This is a genomic window from Streptomyces fragilis, assembly GCF_003112515.1.
Classification (GTDB): domain Bacteria; phylum Actinomycetota; class Actinomycetes; order Streptomycetales; family Streptomycetaceae; genus Streptomyces; species Streptomyces fragilis.
Genome location: NZ_BEVZ01000013.1, coordinates 12,971 through 29,561 on the forward strand (window position 1 = coordinate 12,971; position 16,591 = coordinate 29,561).

13 protein-coding genes are annotated in these 16,591 nt (G+C 71.6%); 10 read left to right on the top strand and 3 right to left on the bottom strand.

The features are described from left to right. The first annotated feature begins 65 nt into the window (after positions 1 to 65). A complete protein-coding gene (locus tag Sfr03f_RS29295) occupies positions 66 to 1,535 on the top strand; it encodes an NAD(P)/FAD-dependent oxidoreductase (protein WP_108957248.1) in 1,470 nt (489 codons plus the stop codon). 190 nt (positions 1,536 to 1,725) lie between these two features. Here Sfr03f_RS29295 and Sfr03f_RS29300 read toward each other — a convergent pair whose 3' ends face one another. Further along, entirely contained in the window at positions 1,726 to 3,201 is a 1,476-nt protein-coding gene (locus Sfr03f_RS29300; protein WP_108957249.1) for a M23 family metallopeptidase, read from the bottom strand. A 162-nt stretch (positions 3,202 to 3,363) separates the two neighbouring features. After that, entirely contained in the window at positions 3,364 to 5,325 is a 1,962-nt protein-coding gene (locus Sfr03f_RS29305; protein WP_108957250.1) for an acyl-CoA dehydrogenase family protein, read from the bottom strand. Positions 5,326 to 5,528: 203 nt separating this feature from the next. On the opposite strand from Sfr03f_RS29305, the gene Sfr03f_RS29310 reads away from it, so the two are divergent. From Sfr03f_RS29310 to Sfr03f_RS29350, 9 genes are all read left to right on the top strand, one after another. Further along, positions 5,529 to 5,963 (top strand): contact-dependent growth inhibition system immunity protein, encoded by a 435-nt coding sequence (locus Sfr03f_RS29310; protein ID WP_108957251.1) that lies wholly within the window; start codon positions 5,529 to 5,531, stop codon positions 5,961 to 5,963. 152 nt (positions 5,964 to 6,115) lie between these two features. Next, on the top strand, positions 6,116 to 6,535 hold the full coding sequence (locus Sfr03f_RS29315; protein ID WP_108957252.1) for an SseB family protein: 420 nt from the start codon (positions 6,116 to 6,118) through the stop codon (positions 6,533 to 6,535). Beyond that, positions 6,525 to 7,181, top strand: coding sequence for a hypothetical protein (locus tag Sfr03f_RS29320; protein ID WP_108957253.1), 657 nt, complete (start codon positions 6,525 to 6,527; stop codon positions 7,179 to 7,181). The genes Sfr03f_RS29315 and Sfr03f_RS29320 overlap by 11 nt, the downstream gene beginning before the upstream one ends. A 2-nt stretch (positions 7,182 to 7,183) precedes the next feature. Beyond that, positions 7,184 to 11,893 (top strand): putative T7SS-secreted protein, encoded by a 4,710-nt coding sequence (locus Sfr03f_RS29325; protein WP_108957254.1) that lies wholly within the window; start codon positions 7,184 to 7,186, stop codon positions 11,891 to 11,893. Positions 11,894 to 11,914: 21 nt separating this feature from the next. After that, the gene (locus tag Sfr03f_RS29330) at positions 11,915 to 12,334 is read left to right on the top strand and encodes a contact-dependent growth inhibition system immunity protein (RefSeq protein WP_108957255.1); all 420 of its coding nucleotides are present in this window, start codon (positions 11,915 to 11,917) and stop codon (positions 12,332 to 12,334) included. Positions 12,335 to 12,470: 136 nt separating this feature from the next. Next, positions 12,471 to 13,235 (top strand): hypothetical protein, encoded by a 765-nt coding sequence (locus tag Sfr03f_RS29335; RefSeq protein WP_245967833.1) that lies wholly within the window; start codon positions 12,471 to 12,473, stop codon positions 13,233 to 13,235. Positions 13,236 to 13,296: 61 nt separating this feature from the next. After that, on the top strand, positions 13,297 to 14,052 hold the full coding sequence (locus tag Sfr03f_RS29340) for a hypothetical protein (RefSeq protein WP_108957257.1): 756 nt from the start codon (positions 13,297 to 13,299) through the stop codon (positions 14,050 to 14,052). Positions 14,053 to 14,245: 193 nt separating this feature from the next. Then, entirely contained in the window at positions 14,246 to 15,136 is an 891-nt protein-coding gene (locus Sfr03f_RS29345) for a glycoside hydrolase family 19 protein (RefSeq protein ID WP_108957258.1), read from the top strand. A 148-nt stretch (positions 15,137 to 15,284) separates the two neighbouring features. Continuing rightward, positions 15,285 to 15,935: an MOSC domain-containing protein gene (locus tag Sfr03f_RS29350; RefSeq protein WP_108957259.1), complete on the top strand. Its 651-nt coding sequence runs from the start codon at positions 15,285 to 15,287 to the stop codon at positions 15,933 to 15,935. Between the two features lie 64 nt (positions 15,936 to 15,999). Here the strand turns inward: Sfr03f_RS29350 and Sfr03f_RS29355 are convergent, their stop codons facing one another. After that, positions 16,000 to 16,536, bottom strand: coding sequence for a hypothetical protein (locus Sfr03f_RS29355; protein WP_108957260.1), 537 nt, complete (start codon positions 16,534 to 16,536; stop codon positions 16,000 to 16,002). Positions 16,537 to 16,591 lie beyond the last annotated feature (55 nt).

The window sequence follows — 16,591 nt, forward strand, 5'->3', positions numbered from 1 at the left end:
TGGTGACTGAGCAGCGGCCGGCGACACCGTGGCCTCCGACGGACAGACGTACGAGGAGGCTCGGGATGACGGAACAGGACGTGATCGTGATCGGCGCGGGACCGGCCGGGCTGGCGACGGCGATGTCGCTGGCCGGGCAGGGACTGCGCGTCACCGTGCTGGAGCGGGACGGCGCCGGCCTCGGCGACGTGCCCGGCGGCACGAGGGCGGACGCCGGCGACGGTGCGGGAGAGGGTGCCGCCGAGCGGGCGTGGGCGCACTGGCACCGGCCCGGTGTCTCCCAGTTCCGCCAGCCGCACATCCTGCTGCCCGCCGGTTCCGCGCTGCTGCGCACCCGGCTGCCGCAGGTCGTCGACGCACTGGAGGAGGCGGGGCCGCTGCGGCTCAACATAGCGGGGGCGGCACGGGAGTTGCCGGGCATGGACGGTGCCCGGCCCGGGGACGAACGCTACGACACCCTCACCGCGCGCCGCCCCGTGCTGGACGCGGCCTTCGCCGCGGCCGCCGCGGCCACCCCGGGGGTGACCGTACGCCGGGGCGCCGCCGTGACCGGGCTGCTCACCGGCCCGGCGCGGGTCGAGGGACGCCCGCACGTGACCGGCGTGGTGACCGGGCAGGGTGAGGAGCTGCACGCCGCCCTCGTGGTGGACGCCGGCGGCCGCAACTCCCCCGTCCACGCCCTGGCAGCCGGGCTCGGCGGGCCGCCGCCCGCCGAGGAACGCGCCGAGGCCGGCTTCGTCTACTACGCACGCACCTACCGCGCCCCGGGCGGCGCTCCGGCCCACCCGGTGTGGCCGCTCGTCCACCACGAGGGCGTGTCCACCATCGTGATCCCGGCCGACCACGAGACGTGGTCCGTCGTCCTGGTGGTCTCCAGCCGCGACCACGCACTCAAGGCCCTGCGCGATCCGGCCGCCTGGGAGCGGGCGGCGCGGCTGTTCCCCGAGCTGGAGGGCCGCACCGACGGCGAGCCGATCACCGCGCCCCAGGCCATGGCGGGCCTGCACAGCCGCATCCGCCGGACGGTGGTGGACGGGCTGCCGGTGGTGACCGGGCTGGTGCACGTCGGCGACGCCTGGGCGGCCACCGACCCGCAGTTCGGGCTCGGTCTGTCGATGGGCCTGACCCACGCCGTCGCGCTCGCCGACACGGTCGCCAAGACCGGCCTGCCGGACGCGGTGGAGCTGGCGCTGCGCTTCGACGAGGTCACCGGGGCCACGCTCACGCCCGTCCACGCCCGGCTGCGGGAGTGGGACCGGCACCGGATCGCCGAGATCGACGCCGCGATCGACGGCCTGGCCTACGAGACCGACGACCCCGGCTGGCACCTCACCAACGCCCTCGACGGCGTCAAGCTCGCCGACCCGGACGTCCTGCGGGCGATGACCGAGGTCGCCTGCATGCTCGACTCCCCGGAGAACGCCTTCGCCGCCCCGGGCCTGGTGGAACGCGCGCTCACCCTGAACGGCGGCCCCGCGTGGACCTGGCCGGGCCCGTCCCGTGCCGAGGTGCTGGCCGCGGCGCTGGCCGAATGACCTCAGCCACCCCGCCGTGGTCGACGCGCCGGTGGTGACCGGCCGGCACTCCGACCCGGCGGACGCCGTACCGCTCACCCGGTGACTGCTGGGGCCGCCGTCCGCCCCCGGTGAGGGCGCGGGCGGCAGCCCGGTTCGCGTCGGTGTGCGGCGTCTGCGCGCGGCGACGGTGCCGGCTTCGGCGGGGAGGTCAGGCGGGGTCCACACCGTGGCTGATCAGCCAGGCCAGCGGGTCGACGGCTCCGCCGCCGCCCGGGTGCACCTCGAGGTGGAGGTGCGGACCGCTGGAGTTGCCCGAGTCGCCGGAGTATGCGATGGTGTCGCCGGCCTTGACCACCGCTCCGGGGCTCAGCTTGTAGCTGGCGAGGTGGCAGTACCAGGTCTGCGTGCCGTCCTTGGCGGTCACGATCACCATGTTCCCGAGCGCGCCGTTCACCTTGTGGCTCACCACCCCGTCGGTGACCGAGAACACCGGGGTGCCGTAGGAGACGGGGAAGTCGATGCCGGTGTGGCTGCGGGCCCATCTGGCCCCCGCCGCCCCGTAGTAGGCGCTCAGCCCCCGCTGGTTGACCGGGCTGACGAACTTCGGCCGCAACCGCTCCTTCTCGGCGGCCTCCTTCGCCGCCCTCTTCATCTCCGCCTCACGGCGGTCCGCGAGGTCCACTCGCTCCTGCTCGCGGCTGGCACGGTCCCCGAAGTCGTTGGCCGCGGCCGTGATGCCGCCGAGCTGGGCGGCGAAGTCGTCCTCGTAGGACGGCTTCACCGGTCTGGGGTCCGACCCGGACGCCGCCGAGGCGTCGGTGGACTCGTCCGTGGACACGACGGCCACCGCGGCCGCGGTCACGCCCACCACGCACGCCGAAGGGACGGCCACCCGCAGCAGCGCGGTCCGGCGCACCGGTGCGCGGCGGCGACGCCGGGACGCCCCGGCGCGGGCCGCGGTCAGGGGTGAGGCGGCGGGCGCGTCCGGGGAGTCGTGGTCCCCGGTCCGCTGCGCGGGAACGGTAGCGGTGGAGGAGTCGTCCGTGTCCGGGACGGCGGCGTCGGGCGCCCCGGTCTCCCACGAGCCGGTGTCCCACGACCCGGTGCTCGCGGAACCGGTGTCCCAGGATTGGGTGTCCCAGGACCGGGTGTCCAGCGCACCGGTGTCCCAGGAACCCGTGTCGAACGAGCCCGCCTCCACGGAACCGGTACCGAACGGTCCCGTGTCTACAGCACCCGTGTCGAACGAGCCCACGAGGACGGAACCGGTACCGAGCGAGCCCGTGTCGTAGGCGTCCGTGCCGAACGTACCGCTGTCGTACCGGCCGGTGTCGTACGCACCTGTGTCGTACGCCCCCGTCGCCGCGAACGTTCCGGTCCCGTGTGCCCCGGTGTCGTACGCGCCCGTGTCGTACGCTCCGACGGCGAACGCCCCCGTGTCGTACGCGCCGGTGTCCTGGCCGGAGGACCGGCCCTCGGTCTCGGCGTAGTACTGGGCGGCGTACCCGTCGTACCCGTCGTGCGCGGCGTACGGGTCGGCGGTGTCCCACCCGCCGTCCCCGTGCCAGGGGGCAGACACGACGTACGCGTCGTCGGGCGCCTGCCGGGCAGCGTCCGTCCAGGGCTCCCCCGCCGCGCCGTTCGCCCGCAGGGTCGATTCTCCCGACGAATGATGCTCGTCCACCGGTCCTCTTCCGCTCGACGCCAGGGCCTGCCGGAGCAGTGCGGCGAGTGTACCGACATCTCCGACAGGCCCCTACGGCGCCGCGCGCAACTCACGCCGCGCACAACGCAGTTGACCGAGCGTCACCGCTGGTCGACCGGCGGCGGCACTCCGGCGCCGCCCTCACCCCACCAGATCGGGCGCGCGCAGCATCTCGGGCGGGACGCCCCACGCGTCGACGAGGTCGACCGCGAGCGGCCGGACCTTGCGGCACAGGGCGTTCACCTCCCGGCTGATGGCCTTGGACCGCTGGACCGTCAGCCGGCCGTGCTCCATGAACCAGGCCCGGTCCCCCTCTATCGTCGACAGGGCGAACAGGTCGCACAGCAGGTTCAGCGCGGTCTTGTTGCCGCCCTCCGGCAGCGCCTTGACCTTGTCGACGAACGCCTCCAGCACCAGCCGCTCGACGTGCGCGCGGGCGACGGCGATGACGTGGTCCTGCACCCGCGAGAAGACGACGCCGGCGTTGCGCTTCTGGGCGATCCCCCGCTTCAGCCGGCGGGCCAGGCCCGCGAGCATGTGTTCCTCGCGGAAGCGGAGCATGGCGAGCTGGTACTCCGGGTCCAGCAGGCCGGCCTCCCGGTCCCAGTCGTCGCCCCCGGGCACCAGGTCGCGGACCCGTTCGAGCAGCTTGTGGGCCGACGTCTTCTCGATCACCGTCTCCACCGCGAAACCGGCCACGTAGCGGACCATGCCGAGCTGGTCCAGGTCCTCGAACTCGCTGGCGTAGTGGGTGAGCAGGCCCTTGGCCACCAGCTGCAGCAGGACGTGGTTGTCGCCCTCGAAGGTGGTGAAGATGTCGCTGTCGGCCTTCAGGGCGGCGAACCGGTTGACCGAGAGGTACCCGGCGCCGCCGCACGCCTCGCGGCACTCCTGGACGACCCGGGTGGCGTGCCAGGTGCCGAGCGCCTTGGTGCCGGCGGCCCGCGCCTCCAGCAGGCGCCGCGCCTGCGGGTCGTCCTCGATGCCGGAGAACACGTCGTGCAGCTGCTTCCGCAGGACGTCCTGCGCGAAGTGCAGCGCGTACGTCCGCGCGACCAGCGGCAGCAGACGACGCTGGTGCAGCCCGTAGTCGAGGAGCAGCTGCTCCTGCGTGTCCGACTCCGCCTCGAACTGCCGCCGCCGTACGGAGTACTTGACGGCGATCGCGAGGGCGACCTTGGCCACGTTGATCCCCGCGCCGGCGACGCTGACCCGGCCCTGCACGAGGGTGCCGAGCATGGTGAAGAAGCGCCGGTGGGGGTTCTCGATCGAGCTCTCGTAGACACCCTCGGGCGTGACGTCGGCGAACCGGTTGAGCAGCGCCTCACGCGGCACCCGGACGCCGTCGAACCTGATGCGGCCGTTGTCCACGCCGTTGAGGCCCATCTTGCGGCCGTCGTCCTCGATGGAGACGCCGGGCGCGGGCTCGCCGCCGACCCGGATCGGCACGACGAACGCGTGCACGCCCTCGAACCGGCCGCCGACCTCGAGCTGGGCGAAGACGACCGCCAGTTCGCCGTGGCGGGCCGCGTTGCCGATGTAGTCCTTGCGCGCCTCGTCACCGGGGGTGGTGATGACGAACTCCTCGGCGTCCGGGTCGTACCTGGCGACGGTGCCGAGTGCCTGGACGTTGGATCCGTGCCCCGTCTCCGTCATCGCGAAGCAGCCCATCAGCCGCCCGCTGACGAGGTCGGGCAGGTACCTCTCGTGGTGCCGCTCGGTGCCCAGGTGCAGGATCGCACCACCGAACAGCCCGAACTGCACGCCGACCTTCACCAGCACGGACAGGTCGCCGAAGGCGAGCGTCTCGAACGCCGCGATGGAGGCGCCGACGTCGCCGCCTCCGCCGTACTCGCGGGGGAAGCCCATGCCGGTCTGGCCGGTGGCGGCCATCTCGACCACCAGCTCGCGCACGCGCTCACGGAAGGCGTCGACGCCGAGTGCGTCGGCCTCCTCCAGGACAGAGGCGTACCTCACCAGGTTGGTGCGGACGAGGTCGCGGATCTCGGAGTACCCGCCGTCGAGCACCTCGGTCAGTGCCGGGACGTCGATCTCGGGCTGCGTCCAACCGCTCTCGGATGTCTGGGTCGCGTCGGTGGCCATGCCCCTTCGCTACCCCGGTCCGGGCTGGTCAAGCGGTCGGCCATGGCACTTGGGGCCGTTCGGAGGACGTCCGGCCGGTCCCGTTCCGTGGCCGAGAACCCATCCGTGCCGCGAACCGTCCCCTCCGGTGGTGCGTCCTGACTCACGGCGCCGGGACGTGGGGCATCCGGCGCCCGGAACGACACCGTGGGAAGGTACTGGGCATGGGTGAGAACTTGTCCGACGGCGTGGACACGGCGCGCTCCCTCGAGGAGCTGGAAGGCGACCGCTGGCCGGATCCGCCGTCAGGCTCCACCTCTCTGGTCCACGCCGTGCACACCTTGCGGAAGCGGCCCTTGCGCGCGCTGTCGACGGAGGACATGGGCCGCCTGATCGCCCAGGGCGTCGGGCTGCGCCATCTCCTGCCGCGGGCCCTGGACCACCTTCGCGCGATGGCTCCCCGTGAGCCGGGGCAGCTCTGGCTCGACGACGACCTCCTGTTCGCTGTCCTCACGCGCGGGGGCGAGCTGTGGCAGGACGAGCCGGAGTGGGCCCGCCACCTCGACGAGACCCTCCGCCTGCTCCCGGAGCCGGTTCCGTCCCTGCGGCGGGAGGTGGACGCGTTCCGCTCCGCGGTCGCAGGCCTGCTTGGACGGTGACGTCCGCGGGCACGACCGGACCGTCCACCTGGAAGGGCGCGTGCGTAATCTCCCCGTCAGCGACATGGCTCACAACCACGAACCGTCTCTCCCGAACGTGCGTCCTGTTCTACGGTGCAGGAAGTGACCCAGGACGCGGGAGGGCAAGGACCGTGGAGCAGGCGAGGACGGCGCTCGCCGAGCGCATCGCGGAGCGCAGAGCGGGAGTCGGGGATCCGCGGGCGTTGGTCGGTGAGATGCGGCGGTCGGTTCTTCTCGTGCCGTCCGACGGCGGTGGCGGCCTGTGGTCCGCACACTCAGGTGGCGTTCGGTGGATCTGCGCGTTCACCGACGAGGAGGCGCTGGCCCGGTTCGGGCGGGAACGCGGGTTGGGTGAGCGCCCGTTGGAGTATGCGGCGTTGCTGGGTGCGCGGATCGTGGATGAGATCGTGCCGTCTCTGGGTGAGCCGGCAGGTCTCGCGGTGGACATCGCGACGGAGGACGGGTCGATGTTCTTCCCGCCGGTGACCGGGATCGTCCCGGACGCTGCTGCGGTGGACGTCGAGGTGGAGGAGGCCGGTCGTGGGCGGTGACGGGATGGACCTCAACTTCGACAAGGCGTCGGTGGCCAAGTTCACGCAGGGTGTGGGCGCGACCATCGACCAGCTCGGGGATCTGGGCGGGGCCACCGGTTCGGTGATGGGCAAGGGCTTCTCCTCGCTGGCGATGACCGGCATGGAGGCGGGTCATCACGGCCTGTCCGTCGACTTCGAGGACTTCTGCGAGCGGTGGGAGTGGGGCGTGCGGGCCCTGGTGAGCGATGCGAGCGCGATCGCCAACCGCCTCGGCCTGGCCGCCGGCACCCAGTGGGAGCACGACCAGTACGTCGAGGGCACCCTCAAGGTGGGCGTGAACGCGCTGGCGGGCGGCAACCCGCACGCCAGTGAGGAGGAGATCGCCCAGCAGGACTGGGGCGAGGTCTTCAAGCCCGACTACCTGGACCCGGACTGGAGCCCTGAATCGTTCCAGCAGGCGGGCGAGGACATCGAGCAGACCTGGAAGGACACCGGTCGCACGGTGATGACCGAGGGTCAGGGCGGGCGTCAGGCGGACATGCTCAACCAGGCGCTCGGCATCAGCGACGACCAGTGGAACCAGGCTCTGGACGACACGTTCGGGCCGTCGCCGGAGGAACGCGCCCAGCAGCAGCAACAGAGCGGTGAGCACGGGGGGAACTGAGCATGGGTATCGGCGACATCATCAGCGACATCACGCCGGACTCGGTCGAGGACGTCGTCGAGGACGGCGTCGAGTGGGTCGGCAACAAGGTCGAGGACGCGGGGAACTGGACCGCCGACCGGCTCGACGACGTCGGCTGGGAGTCCGGCGCGGACTGGGTGCGTGAGCAGTCGCGTTCGGTGGCCAACCGGATGGGCGCCGAGGTCGACGAGATGGACCTCGGACAGACCGAGGACAAGACCAAGCTCATCTACGGCAGCGCCGACAAGATCCGCTCCACCGCCGAGAAACTCCGCGGCTTCCAGACCGCGTTCGACAACGCCGGTGAGGGCCTGCGCGGCCTGGACTCCTCCAAGCTGAAGGGCGAGGCCGCCGAGGCGCTGCGCAAGGCGGTGAGCACGCAGCCGCCGAAGTGGTTCACCGGCGCGGACGCCTGCGAGAAGGCCGCCGCCGCGCTCGAGGCGTTCGCCGGCACCGTCACCTGGGCCCAGGGGCAGGCGCAGACGGCGATCGACAAATGGAAGGAAGGCGTCAAAGCCTCCGAAGAAGCGGCGGACGCGCACCGCAAGAAGATCGACGACTTCAACGCGGCCGTCGACCGTCACAACGCCGACCCGGAGAAGTATCCGGCCGGCGGCCTGCCGCCGCGCCCGTCGCCGACGTTCACGGATCCGGGCAAGAAGCTGATGCAGGACGCGCAGGACATCCTCGCCGACGCCCGCAAACAGCGGAACACCGCCGCCGAGACAGCGCGTTCGGCGGTGCGCGCGGCCCGGGACACCGCGCCGGAGAAGCCGTCCTACGCGGAGCAGGCGCTCAGTGGTCTGCAGGAGATGCAGATCATGGGCGACCACGTCGGCGGCGGCATCATCAAGGGCACCGCCGGGCTGGTGAACTTCGTGCGCGGCATCAACCCGCTCGACCCGTACAACATCACCCACCCGGCCGAGTACACGACCAACCTCAACAACCTCGCCGCAGGCCTGGTCCTGGCCGCCAACGACCCCGTCGGCACCGGCAAGCAGATGATCAGCGACTTCATGAAAGACCCCGCGGAGGGCTTCGGCCGGCTCATACCCGACCTGGCGCTCACCGCGGCGACCGGCGGCGCGGGCGCCGGAGTCAAGGGCGCCCGGCTCGCCGCGGACGCGGCGAAGGCCGCCCGGCTGCGCAAGCTGCTCGACGATGCCCCCGACGGCACCCACAACCGCCCCGACCACGCACGCACCACCGACGGCACCGACCCCGTCGACCTCGCCTCGGGCCGGATGTTCCTCCCGCAGACCGACGTCGAACTCCCCGGCATCCTGCCCCTGGTCTTCACCCGCCGCACCGAGTCCGGCAACGCCACCGGCCGCTTCCTCGGCCCCTCCTGGACCTCCACCGTCGACGAACACCTGCAGATCGACGCGATCGGCGTCGTCCACGTCACTGCCGACGGCCTGCTGATCACCTACCCGCACCCGATCCCCGGCTCCCCCACCCGCCCGGAGTCGGGCACCGCCCGCACCCTGCTGGAACGTCACGGCGACGGCGACTACACGCTCACCGACCCCGACACCGGCCTGGTCCGCCGCTTCACCGCCCCGCACGATGCCGAGCCCGGCGAGGACGGCACCGCCTGGCTTGCGTCCCTCACCGACCGCAACGGCCACACCGTCACCGTCGACCGCACCGACGACGGCCTTCCCCTCGGCCTCGTCCACTCCGGCGGTTACCACATCAAGCTCGCCCTGGCGGACGGCCGCATCACCGCCCTCACCCTCGCCGGTGCCGGAGAGGGCGGCGCCGACCTACCGCTGATGTCCTACGGCTACGACCAGGACGGCAATCTCACCGCCGTCACCAAGCCCTCCGGCGCCACCACCACCTTCCTCTACGACGACCGCCGCCGGGTGACCGCCTGGATCGACTCCAACAACAGCCGCTACGACTACACCTACGACGACCAGGACCGCGTCGTCTCGGCGGGCGGTGAAGCGGGCCACTTCCGGCTGAGTCTGGCCTACTCCCAGCCCGATCCGGACACCGGTGACCGCACCACCACTCTGACCACCGCGGAGGGTCACGCGACCCGCCACCTGATCGACAGCCGCTGCCAGGTCGTCGCGACCACCGACCCGCTGGGCCGTACGACCCGCTACGTCCGCGACGGGCAGGGCAGCCTGCGGACGCTCACCGACCCGCTGGGCCGCACCACCGCCTACACCCACGACGAGCAGGGGCGCACGACGGGTGTCCTTTATCCGGACGGTTCGGAAGTGCGGCTGGTGCTCGACCGGTCGGGGATGCCCACGGAGGTGCGCGGCCCGGACGGCGCCCACTGGCTTCAGACGTACGACGCCCGGGGCAACCTGCTCGAGGTCGCCGACCCGGCGGGTTACACGGTGCGCTACGAGTACGACGCGCAGGGCCGGCCCACGACACTGACGGACGAACTCGGCGCCGTGACCGAGGTGAGGTGCAACGACGCGGGGCTACCCGTCCAGGTGACCGACCCCATGGGTGCCCGCACGGTGATGGAACGGGACGCCATGGGGCGCGTGGTGCGCATCACCGATCCGGTGGGCGCCGTCACCCTGCTGGAATGGACGCCGAACGGCGAACTGGCGCGTCGCGTGGCACCGGACGGCTCCGTGGAGTCCTGGACCTACGACGGCGAGGGCAACCGGCTCACGCACACCGACCAGGTGGGAGCGGTGACCCGCTTCGAGTACACGCACTTCGACCTGCTCGCTGCCCGCACCCACCCGGACGGCACGCGTCACGAGTTCACCCACGACGGCATCCTGCGCCTCGTCCAGGTCGCCGACCCCATGGGGCGGCGTTGGACGTACGAGTACGACGCGGCGGGAAGACTCGTCTCCGAGACGGACTTCGACGGTCGCACCGTCACGCGTCGCCACGATGCGGCAGGGCAACTCATCGCCCGTACGGACGCGCTCGGCAACACCGTCGAGTACTCCTACGACGTGATGGGGCAGATGAGCGCCAAAACCGTCTCGGGACGGGTCACTCGGTACGAGTACGACCGGGCCGGCCGACTGATCCGCGCCGCCGCTCCCGACAGCGAACTGATACGCCGTTACGACCGTCGTGGACTGCTGAGGACCGAGGTGGTGGACGGACGTGCCGTCGACCACAGCTACGACGCAGCGGGCCGGCGGACCCGACGTGTCACACCCTCCGGGCAGGTGACCACGTACCGCTATGACGCAGCGGGGCGGCCGGTGCGGCTGACCGCGGGCGCCCACGACATCGCCTTCAGCCACGACCTGGCGGGGCGTGAGGTCGAGCGTGCCTTCGGTGCGGCCCTGACGGTCAGCTCCGTCTGGGACGAGGTCGGCAGGCTGCGCGGCCAGCACGTCACCGTCTCCGGGCGCATCCTCAACAGCCGGGCCTACTCCTACCGCCCCGACGGGCATCTCACGGCGGTGCACGACCGATTGGCAGGTGCTCGCACCTTCGATCTCGATGTCGCCGGCCGTGTGACGCGAGTGAGTGCGGAGGGCTGGGACGAGAAGTACGCCTACGACGAGGCCGGCAATCAGGCGGCTGCCTCCTGGCCGGCCTCCCATCCCGGCCAGGAGGCCACCGGCCCGCGTGAGTACACGGGCACCCGCATCACCCGGGCCGGGTCGGTCCATTACGAGCACGACGGCCTCGGACGTGTCACGCTACGTCGTCGGACCCGCCTGTCCCGCAAACCCGACAACTGGCGCTACGTCTGGGATGCCGAGAACCGGCTCACGTCGCTGACGACGCCGGACGGCAGCCGCTGGCGTTACACCTACGATCCTCTGGGTCGCCGCACCGCCAAGCAACTCCTGGCGTCCGACGGTGAGTCCGTGGTGGAGCAGATCACTTTCGTCTGGGACGGCCTGACGCTGTGCGAGCAGCAGGCCACCTCTCCGCAACTGCCGCATCCTGTCGTCCTGACGTGGGACCACCACGGCAGTCAGCCCGTCGCCCAGACGGAGCGCAGGGTGGCCGCCGGTTCGCAGCGTGAGATCGACAGGCGCTTCTTCGCGATGGTCACCGACATCGTCGGCGCCCCCAGCGAGCTGGTGGACGAACAGGGGCGGATCGCTTGGCGCACCCGCAGCAGCCTGTGGGGTACCACCGCCTGGTCGGCGAACGGCTCCACCTACACGCCGCTCCGGTTCCCGGGCCAGTACTTCGATCCGGAGTCGGGGCTGCACTACAACCTCTTCCGGTACTACGAACCGGAGGTGGGTCGCTATCTCACCCCCGACCCCCTGGGGCTCGGTCCGGGACCCAATCCCCTGACTTATGTGAAGAATCCTCTTCGCTGGATCGACCCGCTGGGCCTGTCTCCGCTGTCCTGTCGCGAGCTGGGCCTGAGCGAGAGTGCCCAGCGAGCGATCGAAAAGTTCGAGAACATTCGACGTGACCCGGTCGGATCCATCAACTCGCAGCCCAACCACAATCACTACGACGCGGCGAGAAGGGAGGCCAACGGGGAGGTCGTTGCGAGAAAGGCAGATGGAACCCCGTTCGACCACATCCAGGACCTGACGCAGGCGCGCAACGGTCTTGATAACATCCGGCGGGCGCTTGAGCGTGAAATGGAAAATCCCGCCGAGTCGATGACCGAGCGAGGTCTGGACGTGCTGATCGACAAGCGCAAACAAGTGATCACCGAGTTGGATCGGCTCAACGGCTTCCTGCATTCCATCGGGCATCGTTGAGCGTCCCGAAGGGCTGGGGAGATGTTGTCCGACACCGTGGACAAGGCGCGCTCGATCGAAGAACTGGAGGGCGTCCGCTGGCCGGATCCGCCCTCGGACAGCACCTCTCTCGTTCGTTCGGTGCACACGTTGCGGAAGAGGCCCTTGGGCGCACTGTCCACGGAGGACATGGGCCGGCTGATCGGGCAGGACGTCGGGCTTCGCTGGCTGCTGCCGCTGGCCCTGGACCACCTTCGTACGGCCGCGGCCCAGGACGCGGACGTCGTCTGGCTCGACGACGACCTGCTGACCGCGGTCGTCACCCGCAAGGCCGAGGTGTGGCGGGACCGGCCGGAGCTGGCCCGCCACCTCGACGAGACCATCCGCATCCTGCCGGAGCTGTCTCCGTACCTGCGGCCGGACGTGGAGGCGTTCCGCTCCGCGGCCACGGGTCTGCTTTGAGACCCGGTGACCGTCGAGGTGTTCACCAAAGGCGCAGCCAGTCCTGTCGGTGGACGGCGCCTGCGCCACGCCCGTGATGCGGGCGTGGCGGAACCGGCCGGATCATGAGCCTGACGGAGCGTGTGCAATCGCTGAGGTGACGACCTGGATGAAGATCACCGTCGACGGGTGGACGGCGACGGTCGCGGGCGACCCGCTGACCGTCCTCCCGCGTTTCGACTTCCGCGAGTTCCACGTCCGCGTCGCCGCGTACGCGAGCGTCCAGGAGCGACAGCGGTTCCTCGCGGACACCTTCGGCAGCGACGGCTGGTTGTGGGATACCCCTGACGAGCTGCGGTTCGACCGGGTCAGCCGGCAGCTGGTGGGCGCCGAATTCCAGATCCCCGGGATGCTCGTCGATCCCGGCGACGACGCCCGCCTGCCCTCCGCGCCACCGGTCAGGGCAGGCGGGCTGCGCGCGGACGAGGTCCGTGACTTCCGCCTCGAGGTGACCACGGAGTTCCTCCGTGACCCCGAGGACACCTCGCTCACCTGCCTGCGCGACCTCGACGTGCTCGACGAACCGTTGGAGGGCCGTATCGGGATCGCCCCCGATCTGGCTCTCCTGGTGCAGCACGGCACGATCGTCGGCTGGAGCCTCACCGACCCCGCCCGGTACCTGACCACCGCGTTCACCGCCCCCGATCCCGCTCCGCCCTCGCCCGCCGTTCGCCGGCTGCTCACCGAGTGCTTGGACCTGATCACCACTCCGCTGCTCGACGCGGTCAGGGACCGGGTACCGGCGGCCCTCGACCGGCTCGGGGAACTGGACAACGCCCTGCGGAGTCTGGACGAGGACCGGCACCGCGCCGATGCCCTCCTGGCGTTCGTCGGCGAGCTGATGGAGGACTACGCACGGTGATCCGCCACGCCCGCCCGAACCGGCGCACGGGCCGGCAGGCGCCGAGTGAAGCCGGGCGCACATGCGACTGACCTTCGGTGACGACTGGCACGCGACGGTGACGGACGAGCCGTTGCGCGCCACGCCCCGCTTCACCGGCGACTCCCTCGCCCTCGGCCCTTGGAGGGACCGCGGTGAGCACGTCCGGTTCCTCACCGGCACCTTCGGCAGCGAGGCACACCTGTGGGACGACCCGGACGTCCTCCGCTTCGCCGCGGACACCGGGGACCTGGCGGGTGCCGAGTTCCAGCTGCCGCAGGTGACGGTCCCGGCCGCGCAGGCCGCCCGCGTCCCCCTCGCCCCCGGAGTCCGCCGGGGCGGGCTCCGGGCCGAGGAAGTCCGGGACTTCCGCCACCCCATGTGCACGGTGCTCTGCCGCGCCCCCGGTGACACCGTGCTGACCTGCCTGCGCGACCTCGCCGTCCTCGACGACCCGTTGGACGCCCGCATCGGCATCGCCCCGGACGTGGCCCTCCTCGTCCAGCACGGTGGCGTCGTCGGCTGGAGCCTGACCGACCCGGTCCGCCACGTGACCGCGGGATACGCGGCTCCCTCTTTCGTACCGCCCTCCCCCGCCACCCGCCGCCTGTTCTCGGAGTGCCTCGACCTGATCACCGTCCCCGCCCTGGTCGACGACCTGGTGGACGGCGAGCCGGCTGCCCTCGCCCGCCTCCGGGCCGCCGACGACGCCCTGCGCACCCAGCGCGAGGACCGCCACCGTGCCGACGCACTGCGGGAGATGATCGCCACCTACGTGACGGATTACGCAGGGCCGTGACAAGTGCCGCGCCGTCGCGCGGAGTTGACGCACCGAGCATCTTGACTGGTACAGACCAATGCGGTTGAGTGTGGGCTCCACACCCCCCACCACGGCCGTCCCCCACACAACGGCCGGCCCGGACGCGTGCGCCGGTACGCGGTCCGCCCCGGTCGTCACGGCGGTACGGCCCCTTCCGCAGGGAGTTGCCCTCGTGTCGAAACGCCGTCTGTCCGCCGCCGTCGCCACCCTCGCCCTGGCTGCCGCCACGCCCGTGCTCCTGCCGGCGGCCGAGGCCTCCGCGGCCGCCTGCTCGAGCTATCCCAACTGGGTCGCCGGGAAGTCCTACGCCGCCGGCGCCATCGTGCGCTACACGGACGGCAAGGCCTACATCGCCGAGCACGCCAACCCCGGCTACGACCCGACCATCAGCACCTGGTACTGGGACCCCTACGCCTGCGACAGCGGCTCGGGCACGCCGGTGGGCACGTTCGTGGTCAGCCAGACGCAGTTCAACCAGATGTTCCCGAACCGCAGTTCCTTCTACACGTACAGCGGCCTGACCGCCGCGCTCAGCGCCTTCCCGGGCTTCGCCACCACCGGGGACGACGTCACCAAGAAGCGCGAGGCCGCCGCGTTCCTGGCCAACGTGAGTCACGAGACCGGGGGCCTGGTCCACGTCGTCGAGCAGAACACCGCCAACTACCCGCACTACTGCGACACCAGCCAGTGGTACGGCTGTCCTGCGGGCCAGGCCGCCTACTACGGCCGCGGCCCCATCCAGCTGAGCTGGAACTTCAACTACAAGGCGGCCGGCGACGCACTCGGCATCAACCTGCTGAACGACCCCTGGCTCGTGGAGCGGGACGCCGCCGTCGCCTGGAAGACGGGCCTGTGGTACTGGAACACCCAGACCGGCCCGGGCACCATGACGCCGCACAACGCCATGGTCAACGGCGCCGGGTTCGGCCAGACCATCCGCTCCATCAACGGCTCGCTGGAGTGCGACGGCAGGAACCCGGCCCAGGTGCAGAGCCGGGTCAGCACCTACCAGCGCTTCGCGCAGATCCTCGGCGTCGACCCGGGCGGCAACCTGTACTGCTGAGCCCGCTCCGGCCGCCGTCCTCACCTCGCCCCCGGGGTGGGGACGGCGGCGCTCACCACCCGCGGCGTCACCCGGCCCGGTGATCGAGGCCGAGGGACGGCGGGGAAATGGGTCGCCCCGGCGTGCGGAGGTCCGTACCCTCGCGCGCATGCAGCTGCTCTCCGTCAATGTCGGCAAGCCCCGGCCCAACCCCTGGAAGGGCCTCGGCGCGACAGGCATCGACAAGCGGCCGGTCGACGGCCCGGTCGCCGTCGTCGCCCCCGGCCCCAAGGGAACCGGCGAGGTCGGCCTCGCGGGCGACCGCGTCCACGACGTGAAGCACCACGGCGGTTCCGATCAGGCCGTCTACGCCTACGCCCGTGAGGATCTCGACGGGTGGGAGGCCGAGCTGGGGCGGCCGCTTGCCGACGGCGTCTTCGGGGAGAACCTCACGACTCTCGGCCTCGATGTCAACGGCGCCTTGATAGGCGAGCGTTGGCGCATCGGACGGGACGTCGTCCTGGAGGTGTCGTGCGCCAGGATCCCCTGTGCGACGTTCCAGGGTTGGCTGGAGCGAGAGGGCTGGATCAAGCGGTTCACCCAGGCCGCGGTTCCGGGGGCCTATCTGCGCGTGATCGAGCCGGGAGACATCCGGGCCTCGGACCCGGTCGAGATCGTGCACCGGCCCGACCACGCGGTGACCGTCGCCCTCGTCTTCCGCGCGATGACACTCGAGCCGGACCTGCTGCCGCGGCTCCTGGTCGCCGACGCGCTGCCCGAGGAGGCAAGGGAGCTGGCCCGCAGGCGCTCGACCGCGTAACCGGACGATGCGAGCAATGCGCGGTTCCAGCTCCGAGGCCCGGTGGTGGCGCGTGATCGATCATCTAGTGGATCAGGGCGTTCACGGCGATGATCAGCAGGCCGATCAGCATGTCCATCCCCCCGGCCCGCAACGAGGGCGGCCAGCGACGGCCGGCGGAGCGCGCGGCCGAGACCCCGACGCCGAACAGGGCGACGGTGTTGAACAGCAGGGCCACGTCCACCGCCGTGGCCTCGGCCCACCACCCCGCCAGCGCGGCCAGGAGCAGGACCACCGTGGGCAGCACGGCCACGACCAACGGCCACTCGGCGGCCACCGCCCGCCGCCTGGTCGTGCCCGGTCCCCCGTGGGCGTACGCGCGATGGGCGATGACGTGCGCGTACCCGTGGGCGGCGGCCGACGCGACCGCGGTGAGCACCACCCAGAACGCGTCCGAACCGGGATCGGCCGTCTCGCCCGTCCCGTCCAGTGCGGAGATCATGGCGCTGGCGAGCACCAGTCCGTACGTCCCGCTGAACAGCCACTGCTCGGGCATGCGGCGCCGCGGTGCTTCTCCGGGCGCTCCGCCCTCGCGGGGGACGTCGTCGGCGCGGTCGGGCATGGCATCGCCTCGGTGGGGGACGGGGCTGGGCCCGCACATGGTCGCGCGCCCGGTC

What these genes read in the sequence shown, in the direction of transcription:
- Sfr03f_RS29295 (WP_108957248.1), top strand. Translation starts at nt 66, where the DNA reads ATGACGGAACAGGACGTGATCGTGATCGGCGCGGGACCGGCCGGGCTG.
- Sfr03f_RS29325 (WP_108957254.1), top strand. Translation starts at nt 7,184, where the DNA reads ATGGGTATCGGCGACATCATCAGCGACATCACGCCGGACTCGGTCGAG.
- Sfr03f_RS29350 (WP_108957259.1), top strand. Translation starts at nt 15,285, where the DNA reads ATGCAGCTGCTCTCCGTCAATGTCGGCAAGCCCCGGCCCAACCCCTGG.
- Sfr03f_RS29330 (WP_108957255.1), top strand. Translation starts at nt 11,915, where the DNA reads ATGTTGTCCGACACCGTGGACAAGGCGCGCTCGATCGAAGAACTGGAG.
- Sfr03f_RS29305 (WP_108957250.1), bottom strand. Translation starts at nt 5,325, where the DNA reads ATGGCCACCGACGCGACCCAGACATCCGAGAGCGGTTGGACGCAGCCC.
- Sfr03f_RS29340 (WP_108957257.1), top strand. Translation starts at nt 13,297, where the DNA reads ATGCGACTGACCTTCGGTGACGACTGGCACGCGACGGTGACGGACGAG.
- Sfr03f_RS29310 (WP_108957251.1), top strand. Translation starts at nt 5,529, where the DNA reads ATGGGTGAGAACTTGTCCGACGGCGTGGACACGGCGCGCTCCCTCGAG.
- Sfr03f_RS29355 (WP_108957260.1), bottom strand. Translation starts at nt 16,536, where the DNA reads ATGCCCGACCGCGCCGACGACGTCCCCCGCGAGGGCGGAGCGCCCGGA.